Annotated in this window: 13 protein-coding genes; 8 read left to right on the top strand and 5 right to left on the bottom strand. The window is 65.8% G+C overall.

Annotated features, from left to right (window positions below):
* Positions 1 to 24 precede the first annotated feature (24 nt).
* The 4 genes from ACQR13_RS20670 (at position 25) to ACQR13_RS20655 (ending at position 6684) form a co-directional block, all read left to right on the top strand.
* Positions 25 to 4251, top strand: a complete 4227-nt coding sequence (locus tag ACQR13_RS20670) for a sulfotransferase (RefSeq protein ID WP_316192964.1) — start codon at positions 25 to 27, stop codon at positions 4249 to 4251.
* A 700-nt stretch (positions 4252 to 4951) separates the two neighbouring features.
* Positions 4952 to 5545 carry a formyltransferase family protein gene (locus ACQR13_RS20665; protein WP_315711792.1) on the top strand — a complete coding sequence of 198 codons (594 nt, stop codon included), beginning with the start codon at positions 4952 to 4954 and terminating at the stop codon, positions 5543 to 5545.
* Positions 5546 to 5843: 298 nt separating this feature from the next.
* Positions 5844 to 6194 carry a hypothetical protein gene (locus ACQR13_RS20660; protein WP_315751045.1) on the top strand — a complete coding sequence of 117 codons (351 nt, stop codon included), beginning with the start codon at positions 5844 to 5846 and terminating at the stop codon, positions 6192 to 6194.
* A 22-nt stretch (positions 6195 to 6216) separates the two neighbouring features.
* Positions 6217 to 6684, top strand: a complete 468-nt coding sequence (locus ACQR13_RS20655; protein WP_409977878.1) for a hypothetical protein — start codon at positions 6217 to 6219, stop codon at positions 6682 to 6684.
* A gap of 6 nt (positions 6685 to 6690) precedes the next feature.
* On the opposite strand, the gene ACQR13_RS20650 is transcribed toward ACQR13_RS20655, so the two are convergent.
* Positions 6691 to 6921 carry a hypothetical protein gene (locus tag ACQR13_RS20650; RefSeq protein WP_315711788.1) on the bottom strand — a complete coding sequence of 77 codons (231 nt, stop codon included), beginning with the start codon at positions 6919 to 6921 and terminating at the stop codon, positions 6691 to 6693.
* 211 nt (positions 6922 to 7132) lie between these two features.
* Between ACQR13_RS20650 and ACQR13_RS20645 the strand changes: the two genes are divergently transcribed.
* Both ACQR13_RS20645 and ACQR13_RS20640 read left to right on the top strand, forming a co-directional pair.
* On the top strand, positions 7133 to 8023 hold the full coding sequence (locus ACQR13_RS20645) for a DMT family transporter (protein ID WP_315751044.1): 891 nt from the start codon (positions 7133 to 7135) through the stop codon (positions 8021 to 8023).
* Between the two features lie 198 nt (positions 8024 to 8221).
* Positions 8222 to 9682: a caspase family protein gene (locus ACQR13_RS20640; protein WP_315711785.1), complete on the top strand. Its 1461-nt coding sequence runs from the start codon at positions 8222 to 8224 to the stop codon at positions 9680 to 9682.
* Positions 9683 to 9757: 75 nt separating this feature from the next.
* On the opposite strand, the gene ACQR13_RS20635 is transcribed toward ACQR13_RS20640, so the two are convergent.
* Together ACQR13_RS20635 and cysK are read right to left on the bottom strand one after the other, a co-directional pair.
* Positions 9758 to 9997, bottom strand: coding sequence for a BrnA antitoxin family protein (locus ACQR13_RS20635; RefSeq protein ID WP_315711784.1), 240 nt, complete (start codon positions 9995 to 9997; stop codon positions 9758 to 9760).
* A gap of 2 nt (positions 9998 to 9999) precedes the next feature.
* Positions 10000 to 10962 carry a cysteine synthase A gene (gene cysK, locus ACQR13_RS20630; protein ID WP_315751043.1) on the bottom strand — a complete coding sequence of 321 codons (963 nt, stop codon included), beginning with the start codon at positions 10960 to 10962 and terminating at the stop codon, positions 10000 to 10002.
* Positions 10963 to 11449: 487 nt separating this feature from the next.
* Between cysK and ACQR13_RS20625 the strand changes: the two genes are divergently transcribed.
* Positions 11450 to 11668: a hypothetical protein gene (locus tag ACQR13_RS20625; protein ID WP_315751042.1), complete on the top strand. Its 219-nt coding sequence runs from the start codon at positions 11450 to 11452 to the stop codon at positions 11666 to 11668.
* 183 nt (positions 11669 to 11851) lie between these two features.
* Here ACQR13_RS20625 and tgt read toward each other — a convergent pair whose 3' ends face one another.
* On the bottom strand, positions 11852 to 13006 hold the full coding sequence (gene tgt, locus ACQR13_RS20620; RefSeq protein WP_315751041.1) for a tRNA guanosine(34) transglycosylase Tgt: 1155 nt from the start codon (positions 13004 to 13006) through the stop codon (positions 11852 to 11854).
* A gap of 272 nt (positions 13007 to 13278) precedes the next feature.
* On the opposite strand from tgt, the gene ACQR13_RS20615 reads away from it, so the two are divergent.
* Positions 13279 to 14304 carry an aspartate-semialdehyde dehydrogenase gene (locus ACQR13_RS20615; protein WP_316192965.1) on the top strand — a complete coding sequence of 342 codons (1026 nt, stop codon included), beginning with the start codon at positions 13279 to 13281 and terminating at the stop codon, positions 14302 to 14304.
* Between the two features lie 39 nt (positions 14305 to 14343).
* Here the strand turns inward: ACQR13_RS20615 and queA are convergent, their stop codons facing one another.
* Positions 14344 to 15438 (bottom strand): tRNA preQ1(34) S-adenosylmethionine ribosyltransferase-isomerase QueA, encoded by a 1095-nt coding sequence (queA, locus tag ACQR13_RS20610; protein ID WP_315751039.1) that lies wholly within the window; start codon positions 15436 to 15438, stop codon positions 14344 to 14346.
* Position 15439 lies beyond the last annotated feature (1 nt).

The following is a 15439-nucleotide window of genomic DNA, read 5'->3' as shown; positions in this document are numbered from 1 at the left end:
TCGAACATTCAGCAAGTTGCCATCATGAACGAGCTCGCCGTCGCCTTCCGTCCCCGCCTCGTCCCCGCAGCGTCCGACGGCAGACAGCCGTCGGCGGCCGCGCTCAATGATCAAGCCTTGCGCATCGCCGAGCAGGCCTACCGGAAGGTTCTTTCGCTTCAGCCCCGTCATTTCCGCACCCTGTGTAGCCTCGCCATGGTCCGCCTGCAGCTCGGCGACACACATGAGGCACGCGACCTGCTCGACCAGGCCGCAGAGGAAGCCGGTGACGCCGCGGATCTGCACCTGTCGCTCGGCAAGTCCTTTGCAGGCCTCGGCGACCTCGCCAAAGCGAGCGCGCATCTGCAGCGCGCCGTCGCGCTCGACGAGACCTCGACCGAGGCCAGGCTTCTGCTCGGCAGCGCGCTCACCAGCCTCGGCGATCCTGCCGGCGCGGTTCGGCATCTGGAGCTGTTGCTGGCCGCGGACGCGGGCAGCGCCGATGCACACCAGGCGCTCGGCTTTGCCTTGCAGCGCCTCGACCAGTACGAGCGCGCGCTCGCGCATCACGAGGCCGCACTCGACGCGCGGCCGGATTTCGCCGCAGCCGCCGCCAGCCTCGGCGACGCCTGCCGCATGCTTGGGCGGCACTCGGAAGCCATTGTCCACTACTCGCGGGCGCTCGCGATCCAGCCCAACGCGCCGGTCGTGCTGCTCAACATCGGCGGCTGTCAGCAGGCCACCGGTCAGCTCGACGCCGCGATCCACACCTATCAGCAGGCCCTTGCCCTGAACCCCCGGCTCGCAGAGGCGCACTACAATCTCGGCAATCTGCACCTGGAGATGAAGAGCGGCCCTGCCGCCATCTTCCATTACGAGCGTGCCATCGCCGCGCGGCCGGACTTCCCGGAGGCCCATAACAACCTCGCCAATGCGCTGCGATCGCGCGGCAAGCACGACCTGGCGCTCGCGCATTACGACGAGGCGGTGCGCCGGCGCCCCGACTATGCCGTCGCCCACCGCAACCGCGGCGATGCGCTGCGCGACATCCAGCGCTACGAGGACGCCGTCGCGAGTTATCGAACCGCCCTCGCCCACGATCCCCGCGATGCCACGACGATGAACCATCTCGCTGGCGTGCTGATGATCCTGGGGCGGCTCGACGAGGCGGCGCTCGCGTATGAATCGGCCCTGGCTGTCAACCCGCGCAGTATCGGCACGCACCTCAATTACGGCGTGGTCAAGCCGTTCGCGGTCGACGACGCGCGCTGGGCACCTCTGCAGGATCTGGCCGCGAGATCGGAGACACTCACCGAGGATGCGCGCATCGCCCTGCACTTCACCCTCGGGCGGGCTTATGCCGACATCAAGGACGGCGAACGGTCGCTGGTGCACCTCAACGCCGGCAACGCTCTCGAGCGCCGCCGCATCAACTATGACGAGAACCAGACGCTGCGCCAGATCGAGCGCATCCGCGCGGTGTTCTCCAGGGACATGCTACAGGCGCGCGCAGGCCATGGCGATCCATCGCACGCGCCGGTGTTCGTCATCGGCATGCCCCGGTCCGGCACCAGCCTGGTCGAGCAGCTCCTCGCCAGCCATTCCGCCGTGCATGGCGCCGGCGAGGTCAACTATTTCGCGGCCGCCGCGGGGCTGTTCACCGATCGTGACCGCGGTGACTATCCGGAGATGCTCGCCAAGCTGTCCGACGCCGACATCACGACCCTCGCGCACGCCTATCTCGACCGGTTCACGGACCTGCCGGCGGACACCAAGCGCATCGTCGACAAGATGCCGTCGAACTTCCTGTTCGCCGGGCTGATCCATCTCGCGCTGCCGAATGCCCGGATCATTCACGTGCGGCGCAATCCGATCGACACCTGCCTGTCCTGCTACACCCAACTGTTCGCCGAGCCGCAGCCCTTCGCCTACGATCTGGCCGAGCTCGGCCGCTACTACCGGGCCTACGACGCCTTGATGAGCCATTGGCGCTCGGTGCTGCCAGAGGGCGTCATGCTGGAGGTGACGTATGAGGACATGGTGCGCGACTTCGATGCGCATGCCCGCAAGATCGTTGCGCATTGCGGGCTCGATTGGGATGACGCCTGCCTGTCGTTCCACGAGAACGAGCGTCCGGTGAACACCGCCAGCCTGGTCCAGGTCCGTAAGCCGCTGTTCTCCGGATCGGTCGGCCGCTGGCGCATGTATGGCGACCGGCTCAAGCCGCTGCTCGATGCGCTCGGCAGCGAGGCCGTGCGGCCGACGATTGCCGAGGCGATCGCGGGCGCCAAGCCGCCCCAGCCGGTGAACGTCGCTCCGCCCGTGGTGACGCCGACGACAGCATCGCTTTCCTTCGCTTCGCAGCAGGCCGGATCGCTGCAGACTCTGGCCGAAGGCGCCGCCGCCGTGGCAAAGAAGCTGCAAGGCCGCGGTGACTTCAAGGATGCCGAGACGATCTTCAAGCTGATCCTCGCGGGGCAGCCGAACCAGTTCGACGCGCTGGTCGGGCTCGGCATGGTCTGCACCACCACCAACCGGCTCGACGAGGCCAAGGAGTTCTTCCGGCGCGCGGTCGCGGTGAACGACAAGTCCGCCGAGGCCCATGGCAGCATCGGAGCCGTCGAGGCCTCCGCCGGCCATTATGAGACGGCCGTCCAGCACTACGAGACGGCACTTGCGCTGGCGCCGAGCCACGCCGGCATCCTCTATGCCTTCGCCATGGTGCGCCAGAACCAGGGGCTGATCGACGAGGCGATGGCCCTGCTCCGGCGGGCGATCGACAACAAGCCGCAGCACCTCGATGCGCATTTTGCGCTCGGCAACCTGCTCTATACGGCGGGCAAGGACATCGAGGCGGCGAAGCACTATCTCAAGGTTCTCGACTTCAGTCCTGAACACGCCGAGACCCACAACAACATCGCCAACGTGCTGCTGCGCCAGGGCCATCGCGAGCGCGCCATCGAGCACTACAAGCGGGCGATCGCGAGCCGGCCCGACTATGCCGACGCCTATGGCAATCTCGGCAATGCCTTCCTTGAGCTCAACCGGCTCGAGGAATCGATCGAGCAGAACCTGCTGGCCATCAAGATCAAGCCGGAACGCTTCGGCTCCTACAACAATCTCGGCGTCGCCTACCAGGCGCTCGGCCGCTTCGACGAGGCGACGGCGGCGTTCCAGAATGCCTTGGAGCTGGCGCCGGACGACGCGCCGATCCATCTCAATCTCGCGAACATGTCGAAGTTCAAGCCGGACGACAGCCGGCTTCCTGGTCTGCGGCAGCTCCTCGAACGCGTCGACCGGCTCGATCAGGAGAAGCAGATCGCAGCCCATTTCGCGATGGGCAAGGCGTTGTCCGACCTGAAGGACTACGACCAGGCATTCTCGCATCTGCACAAGGCGAACACCCTCAAGCGCAAGACCTTCGACTACGACTCCGAGCAGCGGCTCGGGATGATGAAAAATGTCGCGGCGCGCTTCACGCCCGAGTTCTTTCGCATGGTTGCAGGGCACGGCGACGACTCCTGGGCCCCGATCTTCATCGTCGGCATGCCGCGCTCAGGAACCACCCTGATGGAGCAGGTGCTGGCCAGCCATTCCAAGGTCTTCGGCGCGGGCGAGCTCGAGACCTTCAAGGATCTCGTCGGCGAATGCGCCAACCGCCAGAAGATCGTTCCGGCGTATCCCGATCTGATCACGCTGCTGCCACCCGAGGAGATGACGAAGATCGGTCAGGAGTACACCGCCCGCGTTCGGACGCTGGCGCCCGAGGCCGAGCGCATCGTCGACAAGATGCCGCTGAACTTCCTGTTCGTCGGGATGATCCATGCGGCGTTCCCGCGCGCCAGGATCATCAACACGCGGCGCGACCCGCTCGACAATTGCGTTTCCTGCTACTCGCTGCTGTTCACCGGCTCACAGCCCTTTGCTTACGACCTGACCGAGCTCGGCCACTACTACCGGGGCTATGAGGGCGTGATGGAACACTGGCACCAGGTGCTGCCGCCCGGCGTCCTGATGGACGTTCGATACGAGGATCTGGTCGACGACCTCGAGGGCGTGTCGCGCCGCGTGCTCGATCATTGCGGCCTCGACTGGGAGGATGCCTGCCTCGACTTCCATCGCACCGAGCGCATGGTGCGCACGGCGAGCCTGATGCAGGTGCGCGAGCCGATCTACCGCCGGTCGATCGGAAGCTGGCGCCGCTACGAGAAACATCTCGGACCGCTTTGCGAAGCCCTCGGCATCGACCTTCCGCCGCCGGAATCCACATGACCGCCGGCAAATAACCGGGTGCTGTTGCCCAGGGATTGGTGACAGGCGCGGCACCCGGCTATCCGGCCGCGCGGCGGAGCGGCCGGAGCATTGTGCTCCGTGGCCTTTAAGAAATTATCTTCGTCATATGCAGAAGCGTCAGTTTTAATACGCAGACCGACAACTAATTACACAATCAAAGGTTTATCTATCCACTCAGCCATTGGCTGAGGCGAATTGCGTTCGCAGACCGGCCAGATCGAACCCATGAGCCACCAGGATAGCACCTTCGGTCGTCCTTATCAGTTCAATTGATAGTTCGCTCCTAAGGGGTTTGAGGCCTGTCGACGGGCATGCCGCGATGCGGCACCGGTCCGGACACAACCTTTCGGCGAGTTTCGGGTATCGGTCCTGCCTCGCGGTCCATCTGATGCTGACGCCGGTCCCAACGAGGGTGTGTCATCCGCCACGGTCATCTCGGCCTGCACCTTGATGGCGCCCCACGGCATTCGGCGAGGTTGAAGCGCCCGCCCAACTCTGGCTCGCAGCAGCTTTCTCCTTTCCCGTTTGAATCCCCCCAGCGCCTCCACCGGCCGGACGAAGCCAGACTGTGACGACGGCCCAGCAGGCGCTTGACCTGGAGGCCAAGGCTTGGTTTGACCCGTTTCATCCGGTCAGAGCCCGACCGGATCCAGCCCCCAACCGTGGAAGATCCCTGACCATGCGCATCACTCTCGTCGGCTCCCGCCATTTCGGTGTCGCCACACTGAACATGCTGCGCGAGAGAGGAATCGAGATCGCGCGGGTCGTCGTTCATGATGGCGAGGACCGGCTCGCAGCCGCGGCGCGAGCAGCCGGGATCGAGGTCGTGGTCCAGGCCAATCCGAAGGTCGTGCCCGCCGGTGAGATCGCCCCCGACACGGACCTGATCGTCACGGCACATAGCCACGCCCGCGTCACCCACGAGGCCGTCGCAGCCGCCCGGCTCGGCGGCATCGGCTACCATCCCTCGCTGCTGCCGCGCCACCGGGGCATCGCCGCAGTGGAGTGGACCATCAAGGAGGGCGATCCGATCGCGGGCGGCACCATCTACCACCTCGCCGACCGCATGGATGCCGGCGCCATCGCCGCCCAGGAATGGTGCTTCGTCAAGAAGGGCGAGACCGCGCGCGAGCTGTGGGAGCGCGCTCTCGCACCGCTCGGGCTCAAGTTGCTCGGCGATGTCGTCGAATCGGCCAAGGCGACCGGCACGATTCCGGCCAAGCCGCAGGACGAGCAGTTCGCGACCAACGCGCCCAGCCTCACCCCGCACTGAACATCTGATCGCATCGCCCCGATAAGTTGTGGACATCCTCCCCGCTGGCGCCTTCGCGGTGCCCTGCGAACGGCAGCATGGGCGGTCAGCGGAAGGATGTGGGCGGTCGTCCGCTCATGTGGTGGGCGAAGGCGCAGTTTGCGCACAATGCCGCCCGAATGGCTCAAAGCCGGGTTCCGCATTAATCGTTAATGGACTGAAATTGCTCGATAAAAATTCGTTGCGGCGCTGCGGCAAATTTTCGTCACAATTCCTCCAAATAAGGTACCAATCAAACGACATTGAGGGACAACGATTCATGCGTCTCGACCGCATTGGAATGGCTTTCGCCGCGTCGATCCTGGTGGGTAGCTCGGCCGCCCCCGCATTCGCCCAGTCGCCCTATGACGGTCAGTGGCAGGTGACGATCGTCACCAACAGTGGCAGCTGCGAGCCCACGGCCAGCTCGACCTTGATCGTCGCAGACGGTAAGATTTCTGCGGCTGGCGCCAATGTGTCGGGTTCGATTGGACGCGAAGGCCTCGTCAAGGTCTCCATCAATGGCGCATATGCGAATGGGCAGCTCAACGGCAATTCTGGCTCGGGCAAGTGGAACGGCGCCTCGGCCGGCATCCCCTGTAGCGGCCGCTGGCAGGCTTCGCGCCTGTAACGGCGCGCACACGCTCCTGAAGATGGTGCGGCGGGCCGCGGCCGCCGCCGTCGTTTTGACAGCGGGTATGACCGCCTCGCCGGGACACGCCGATCCGGGCCCCTTCACCGGCATGGCCGGAACGTGGGGCGGCAGCGGCACGGTTGCCCTTGAGGACGGCTCAACCGAGCGTATCCGGTGCCGGGCCAATTACGGCGTCTCGGGACCGCGGATGACGCTCGTCCTGACCTGCGCAAGCGATGCCTACAAGTTCGGGCTGCAGGCCGAGGTGATCGCCGAGGGCTCGGCCATCTCGGGGACCTGGAGTGAGACCAGCCGCGGCATCAATGGCGTGCTGCAGGGCCGTGGCGGCGGCGGCAACTTCCAGCTGCTCGCGACCACCGCCGGCTTCAACGCCAACATCGCGCTCGCCACCCGCGGCAAGAGGCAGTCCGTGTCGATCCGGGCCGACAGCCAGTTCCGCGCAGCCAACATTTCACTGTCGCGGTGATCTCGATCAACCGCCACGCTTGGCGCCGGGGATTGCACCTGCGGAGGGCGCCGGAGCAAGCTGCGCGGCGGTGCGCTTGATGGTCTTGGCGACCAGCAGCGCCTGCTCCCGCGTCATGGCGAAGTCCTGCACACCTTTATGGGTGGTCAGCGACAGCACCATGAGATGAGGCTCCCGCTCCGGCCAGCCGGTGGCAAAGGCGGTCACGAAGTCGGCTGAAGCGGCGCGTTCGGTCATGTCGTGTCTCTGGCTGCCTTGGGCTGTATCGCGGCGGTCGCTTTAGGACGAAACACAGCCACACTCCACGTTTTTCTCGATGACACGCGTCCGTCGCGAGCAAAGCCTGCAGCGGCGTTGGTGCACTGCACCGTTGATTTCATTTGCATTGCTCTGCACGCGAGGTGATACAGCCCGCCTTCGCCGCCCTCCTCCCTCTCCCCGCCACCTCATGAATCGTCCCGCTTCGAAACTGATCGCCGCACTGTGGATGACGGGCTGGCTCAGCCTGATGCTGGTGATGGCGGTGGCCGGACGCGAAGCCATGCGCGAGCTCAACGTGTTCGAGCTGATGGAGCTGCGCTGCCTGATCGGCCTGGTGATGCTGTCGCCGGTCATCGCATTTAGCGGCGGCTTTGCCAGGCTGCGCACCTCGCGCCTCAAGCAGCACGCGGCGCGCAACCTCGTCCATTACGGCGCGCAGCTTGGCTGGTTCTTCGCGCTCACCTTGATCCCGATCGGCCAGGTGGTGGCAATCGAGTTCACGATGCCGATCTGGACGGCGCTGCTGGCGGCGGCCTTCCTCGGCGAGCGCATCACCCTGTTCAAGCTGGCGGCGATCGGGCTCGGCCTCGTCGGCGTCGTCGTGATCGTCCGCCCGGATACCGGGGCGATCAATCCGGGACAGCTCATCGCGCTGGCCGCCGCGGTCGGCTTCGGTATCTCGATCGCGCTGGTCAAGCTGCTGACGCGCACCGAACCCACCGTGTCGATCATCTTCTGGATGCTGGTGGTGCAATCCATCGCCGGCCTCATCCCTTCGCTCGTATTCTGGACGCCGCCCTCGGCCGCGACCTGGGGCTGGATCCTCCTCGTCGCCTTCTGTGGGACCTTCTCGCATTTCTGCATGACGCGGGCGCTGCTCTACGCCGACGCCACCATCGTGGTGCCCATGGATTTTCTCCGCGTTCCGCTGACCGCCACCGTCGGCTGGCTGGTCTATGCGGAGCGTCTCGACGGATTGACCGTGGTCGGCGCTGCGTTGATTCTCGCCGGAAACCTGCTGAACCTGCGTCCGCCGCAGCCTCGGGCCGTGCCGATGGGCAGTTCGGCTGGGACCTGAGGCGCCGGGGAGCCCTCAAGCGGCGTGATCCGGATCACGGAACCGGCGCGCTACACGCGATCGTCGTGGATCGGGCGCAACACCCGCGAACTGGTTTGTGGCGGAAGCGTGATTTTTTGCCCGGGAACAAGACTTTTCGCGCCGATCCGCGACAAATGCTGCAGTGAACGCTTCGCTTGATCGTTGGGGGATCTCCTGATGCGCTATCTCACCGTCGCCCTGTCCCTGCTCTGCATGGTGCTGACCGCTGAAGCCGCCAAGGCCGACCGCCGCGTCGCCTTCGTCGTCGGAAACGGCGCCTATAAGAGCGTGGCTCAACTGCCGAACCCGCCGGTCGACGCCAAGGCCATGGCGGCCACCCTGCGCAACGTCGGCTTCGACGTCGTCGAGGGCACCAATCTCACGCGCGACAAGATGACCGAGAAGCTGCTCGATTTCGGTCGCAAGGCGCAGGGCGCCGACATCGCGGTGTTCTATTACGCCGGGCACGGCATCGCCATTGCGGGCACCAACTACCTGCTGCCGGTCGACGCCGACCTGAAGTCGGAAATGGACGTCAAGCTGGGCTCAGCCATCAATATCGACGTGACGCTCGACCAGACGATGGGGGACGCCAAGGTCAAGCTGGTGTTCCTCGATGCCTGCCGCGACAATCCGTTCGCCGCCAAGATCAAGTCGAACTCGCCAACCCGCAGCGTGTCGGTGCAGACCGGTCTGGCCGAGATGAAGTCCGGCGAGGGCACGCTGATCGCGTTCGCCACCGGCCCGGGCCAGACCGCCCTCGACGGCGAGGCCGGCGCCAACAGCCCGTTCACCCGCGCGCTGATCTCGCACATCGCCCAGCCCGGCGTCGAGATTCAGCAGGCCATGACCGCCGTGCGCGCCCAGGTCAATGAGGAGACCAGCAAGGGCCAATTGCCCTGGGGGCATACCAACCTGATCGGCGCGGTCTACCTCAACCCGGCGGCTGCCCCCGCTGCAACGGCCGCCACGGCCGGCACGACGCCGGCCGTCGCGACGGCCACCGTGACCGCAGGCGAAGCCGAGCTCGAATTCTGGCGCTCGGTGAAGGACTCCAACAAGCCGGAAGAGCTCAACGCCTATCTCTCGACCTACCCGAACGGGCAGTTCAAGTCGCTGGCGATGGCGCGCATCGCCGCGATCGAGAGCGGGGCCATCAACACCGCCACCCGCAACGTCGCCAAGGGCGTCGATCCCGCCACCTACACCGAGGAAGGCACTCAGGTCAGCGAGGATCAGATCGGCCTCGACAAGACCAAGCGCCGCGACGTGCAGCGGCGGCTGACCGGTCTTGGCTTCGACACCAAGATGACGGGCGTGTTCGACGACCAGACCCGCGGCGTCATGAAGCGCTGGCAGGCGGCCCGAGGCTATCCGTCGACCGGATTCCTGACCAAGCTGCAGCACAAGGCGCTGCTGGCAGAGCCGCAGCCGGCGCCGGCGACCGCCGCAGTCGGCGATGAGGCCAGGCCGCGCCGCGCCAAGCCGGCGGGCAACGTCGCGGCCGGCGGCCCGCCGCCGCAGGGTGCGCCGGTCTATCGCAATCCGCCGCCGCAGGACAACGCGGGCAACGCCGCCGGCGCCGCCTTCATCGGTGGCATGATGGGCGGTGTGCTCGGCAGCGCGCTCCGCCGGTAAACGTCTTCGTCTTTCCCGCGTAAAAAAAGCCCGGAGCACGAGCTCCGGGCTTGTTCGTTAGAATGCAGCCGGCCCTCAGAGCCCTGCCGCCTTGCGCAGCGCCGCATTGATGCGGTCCTGCCAGCCCGGCCCTTCGGACTGAAAGTGCTCGAGAACGTCCTGGTCGATCCGCAACGTCACCTGCTCGCGCACGCCAGGAACCGCCGCCTTCTTCGGCGGCGCCTCCACCGGCTTGGTGGTCACCTTCTTGAACGCGGCCTCGGCCTCGGTACGGGCGTCAGCGAGCGTGCGGGGCCGCCGCGGCTGGTCGGCCATGGTCAGATCCCCTCGAACAGTGCGGTGGACAGATAACGTTCGGAGAACGAGGGCACGATCGCCAGGATCGTCTTGCCCGCGCTTTCCGGTCGCTTGCCGATCTCGATCGCGGCCGCAATCGCCGCGCCCGAGGAGATACCGCCGGGAATGCCCTCGTTGCGGGCCAGCGCGCGCGAGGTCTCGATGGCGGTGGTGCTGTTGATCTTGACGATCTCGTCGATCACGGACCGGTCGAGAATGTCGGGCACGAAGCCGGCGCCGATGCCCTGGATCTTGTGCGGCGAGTGCTGGCCGCCCGACAGCACCGGGCTCTCCTCCGGCTCGACCGCGACCACCTTGATGCCGGGCTTGCGCGACTTCAGCACCTGGCCCACGCCGGTGATGGTGCCGCCGGTGCCGACGCCCGCGACGAACACGTCGATATTGCCCGCCGTGTCGTTCCAGATCTCCTCGGCGGTGGTGCGGCGATGGATGTCCGGGTTTGCGAGGTTCTTGAACTGCTGCGGCATCACCGAGTTCGGCGTCGTCCGCAACAGCTCCTCGGCGGTGGCGATGGCGCCTTTCATGCCCTGCGACGCCGGCGTCAGCACGATCTCGGCGCCGAGGAACGCGAGCATCTTGCGCCGCTCCACCGACATCGACTCCGGCATCACCAGCTTCAGCTTGTAGCCGCGCGCCGCAGCAACGAAGGCCAGCGCGATGCCGGTATTGCCCGAGGTCGGCTCGATCAGCACGGTGTCGGGCTTGATCACGCCGGCCTGCTCCATCGCCAGGATCATGCCGACGCCTATCCGATCCTTCACGCTCGCGGCGGGATTGAAGTATTCCAGCTTGGCGAGGATGGTCGCCTTGACGCCATTTTGCTCCGGCAGCTTTCGCAACCGCACAATCGGCGTATTGCCGAACGCGTCGACAATTGAATCAAATACGCGCCCGCGTCCGGGACGCTGTGCTGACGACTCCATGAAATCACTCCTCTGCGCGCCCCGCGCGACGTCGACAACGATTCCGACCATCTTCAGCGAGCCTGTTGCGCTGCGCAAGCACGTTTGCGCGATCTTAGGACGATCGCGGCGCACAACAAGTCGTGGCTAAATTGCGAAAAACCAACGCATTTGTGTTGCGACAAGGTCAATAAACTCGGTGTATGCTTGATTTCAGCCGGACGAAGATTCACGGTGCAGGTCGACTGCAACCCGGGCGGACATCAGCAAGATGTCATCTTCGGAGTGATACAATCGGGGCGTTCGTGCCAAACGACAGCACCGTTGTAGAATAGACATAAGAACAGACCACCCAAACAAACTCTTTGTGTGACGGACTTGATATCCGCGAAAGTTGGACTCGTCGGAATAGACCCGTTCGAACGCGACTCGTTCGAAATCGACCCTTTTCGAAATTGACGTCGTTCAAGCAGAGATCGCCAACAAAGAGATCGTCCAGGAGGTCAATATGTCAGCACTCGCTGATCTCGTGTCGACCGCAACCGCACGCCCGAATCCTCGCGGCTGCGATCTGCCGACATGCCCGGTCTGCTCCGACTCCATGATTGCCGCGGAGGCGTCGGCATATTTGGCTGACAATGCGATCAGCTATCTCTGGACCTGCGACACCTGCGGCTATGGCTTCGTCACCAAGCACTCCGTGAAAAGCCGCTTCGTGTGCAACTGAACGGTCTGCAACTGAACGGCGCCAGGGCGAGAGAGTTCCGCGACGTGATGTCGCGGCCGTTCCGTCGCTAAGGATAACGCGACCGTCGGGCAGGTCGGCAATGCATGATCAGCACAATTTCAAGAGGGCCGGCGCATAGGGCCGGGCTCACAACGAGCTGGCGGCCTTCACCTGAAGCGGCCGTCAGCCGGCGCGCGGGGCGATGTCGCCGCCCGCCCAATCGGCCTTGGTGCGCTCGTAGAATTCCGTGAAGCGCCCTTGTGCGATCGCCGCGCGCATCCCGGCCATCAATTGCTGGAAGTAGGCAATGTTGATTTCCGACAGCAGCGTGGCGCCGAGCGCCTCGCCGGCCTTGATCAGATGATGCAGATAGGCGCGGGCATAGCTGCGCGCCGCCGGCCACGGGCTCTCCTCATCCAGCGGCCTGTCATCATCGGCATGACGCGCATTGCGCAGGTTCACCGGCCCGAAGCGTGTGTAGGCGACGCCGTGGCGGCCGTTGCGGGTCGGCAGCACGCAGTCGAACATGTCGATGCCGCGCCGGACCGACTCCAGGAGATCGTCAGGCGTGCCGACGCCCATCAGGTAGCGCGGACGGTCGGCCGGCAGCACCGGCGCGGTCGCCTCGATCATCTCGAGCATGACCGCCTGCGGCTCGCCGACGGCCAGGCCGCCGATCGCATAGCCATGGAAGCCGATGTCGACCAGCGCCTGCGCGCTGGCGACGCGCAGTGCGGGCACATCGCCGCCCTGCACGATGCCGAACAGCATGTAGCCTGCCGGCGCACTCTCGAACGCGCGGCGGCAGCGTTCGGCCCAGCGCAGCGACAGCCGCATCGCGCGCTCGATATCGTCGCGCTCGGCCGGCAGCCGCACGCATTCGTCGAGCTGCATCGCGACGTCGGAGTTGAGCAGGCGCTGCACCTCGATGGCGCGCTCCGGTGACAGCTCGATTTTCGCGCCGTCGATGTGCGAGCGGAACGTCACCGCCTGCTCGGTCACCTTGCGTAAACCCGACAGCGACATCACCTGGAAGCCGCCGGAATCGGTCAGCATCGGCCCGCCCCAGCCGGTGAAGCGCTGCAGGCCGCCGAGCGCGGCGATGCGCTCCGCCGTGGGCCGCAGCATCAGGTGATAGGTGTTGCCGAGCACGATGTCGGCGCCGGCCTCGCGGACGTCGCGCCAGTGGATGCCCTTCATGGCGCCGGCGGTGCCGACCGGCATGAAGGCCGGGGTGCGGACCACGCCATGCGGCGTCGTCAGCCGGCCGGTGCGGGCCGCGCCGTCATTGCCGAGCAGTTCGAAATGGTTGGGAAGGTCGCTGGCCGAGGAGCTCATGGCCGGCTTATTGCGTCAGGATGGCCCCCGATTCAACCGCGATGGCGCCGTTTTCGTCCATTTCGGCCGTTGACGGCGGTTCCGACCGCCCCTATGGTCCCGCGCCATGTCGATCTCGACCAAACGCACGACGAAAACCACCAAGCCCACGAGGGCCTCGGGAGGCGTGCGCGCGTAGTCGAACTCGATTGCGACCATCTTCGAACCGAAGCCCCGCCTGATGAAGGTCCGGGGCTTTTTTATTGCCCGAATTTCAACCGGAGACTTGAGACGTGTCCCACGATCCCACCATTGCCATCGTCGGCGTGACCGGCGCCGTTGGCGCCGAATTCATCGCCACCCTGGACCGCCGCAACGTCCGCGTCGGCCAGCTCAAGGCGCTGGCGAGCGCCCGCTCGGCCGGCCAGACCCTGACCTTCCGCGGCCAGACCACCGTGATCGAGGAGCTGACCGAACGCTCCTTCGAGGGCGTCGACATCGCGCTGTTCTCGGCCGGCGGCGGCATTTCCAAGAAGTTCGCGCCGATCGCCGTGCGCTCCGGCGCCGTCGTGGTGGACAATTCCTCGGCCTTCCGCATGGATCCGAACGTGCCGCTGGTGATCCCGGAGATCAACGCCCGCCGAATCCGCGACCACAAGGGCATCATCGCCAATCCAAACTGCGCGGCCATCACGGCGCTGGTGCCGCTGTGGCCGATCCATCAGAAGAATCGCATCAAGCGCGTGATCATCTCGACCTATCAGGCCGCCAGCGGCGCCGGTGCGGCGGCGATGGACGAGCTGGTGCAGTCGACCCGCGCGAGCCTCAACGGCCAGGTCTACGCGCCCAAGGTGATGCCGCATCCGTTCGCCTTCAACCTGTTCAGCCACAACACCGCCATCGATCCCGAGACCGGCTACAACGACGAGGAAACCAAGGTCATCAACGAGACCCGCAAGATCTTTGAGGACGAAGGCATCGCCATCGGCGTCACCTGCGTCCGCGTGCCGGTGCTGCGCGCCCATTGTGAATCCATCAACTTCGAATGCGAGAAGCCGATCTCGGAGGACGACGTCCGCCGCATCCTGGCGACCGCGCCCGGCGTGCGCGTGGTCGACGACCGCGCCAAGAACTACTTCCCGATGCCCGTCGACGCCTCCGGCCAGGACGACGTGCTGGTCGGTCGCATCCGCAAGGATCTGTCCGATCCGTCAGGCCACTCGATCGCGATGTTCGTTGCCGCCGATCAGCTGCTCAAGGGCGCTGCGCTCAATGCGGTGCAGATCGCCGAGCTCCTGCCCGAGCGGGCGATGGCGTAGCTCTCAGGGCGAACTTGCAGGGTGGGCCTTTTGCCCACCCTACGGCTCGACGATGCGCTCGTCTGGCTGACGAAACAACAGGCACGCATCGCCATACGAATAGAAGCGATAGCCGCTGCGGATCGCATGCGCATAGGCCGCGTGCATCGTCTCCAAGCCGGCGAAGGCTGAGACCAGCATGAACAGCGTCGAGCGCGGCAGATGGAAGTTGGTCATCAGGATATCGACCGCGCGGAAGCGATAGCCGGGCGTAATGAAGATCGACGTCTCCGCCTCGAACGGCGCGATCGTGCCGTCGGGCTGCGCCGCGCTCTCCACGAGCCGCAGCGACGTCGTGCCGACCGCGACGATGCGGCCGCCCTTGGCGCGCGCCTCGTTCAATGCGGCCGCCGTGTCCGGCGTGAGACTACCCCACTCCGCATGCATGCGGTGGCCTTCGGTGTCATCGACCTTCACGGGCAGGAACGTGCCGGCGCCGACATGCAGGGTGACACGCTGCAGCCCGACGCCACGCTCGCGCAGCCGCTGCTCCAGCGTCGGCGTGAAATGCAGCCCAGCCGTCGGCGCAGCCACCGCGCCCTCTTTGGCCGCGAACATGGTCTGATAGTCTGTCGCGTCCTGCTCGTCTGCGGGCCGCTTGCCGGCGATGTAGGGCGGCAGCGGCGGCCGGCCGAGATCGGCGATCGCTTGGTCGAGCGCTGGCCCATGGAACACAAAGGACAGCGTCAGCTCGCCCTCCTCGCCCTTGGCCTCGACGGTGGCGTCGAGATGGCCGAGCAGGCAGACCTTGCCCTCGTTGCCGAACCGGATCGTATCGCCTGGCGCGAGCTTCTTGGCGGGCCGCACCAGCGCCTGCCAGCGCGAGCCGTCGAGGCGCTTGATCAGGGTCGCCTCGATCTTCGCCTCGGTCTCGCGGCTGATGCGCCGACCGGACAGCTGCGCCGCGATCACCTTGGTGTCGTTGACGACGAGCTGATCACCGGGCTCCAGCCAGTCCGGCAGGTCGGCGACCGTGCGGTCGCGTAGGACACCGTCGCCTTGCACCACCAGCATGCGCGCGGACTCGCGCGGGCTCGCCGGGCGGAGCGCGATGTTTTCGGGGGGAAGACGGAAATCGAACAGGTCGGTGCGCATC

Source organism: Bradyrhizobium sp. HKCCYLRH3059 (assembly GCF_051168035.1).
Classification (GTDB): Bacteria; Pseudomonadota; Alphaproteobacteria; order Rhizobiales; family Xanthobacteraceae; genus Bradyrhizobium.
The sequence above is the reverse complement of the archived record's forward strand: the minus strand, read 5'-3'. Positions and strand labels throughout refer to the sequence as shown.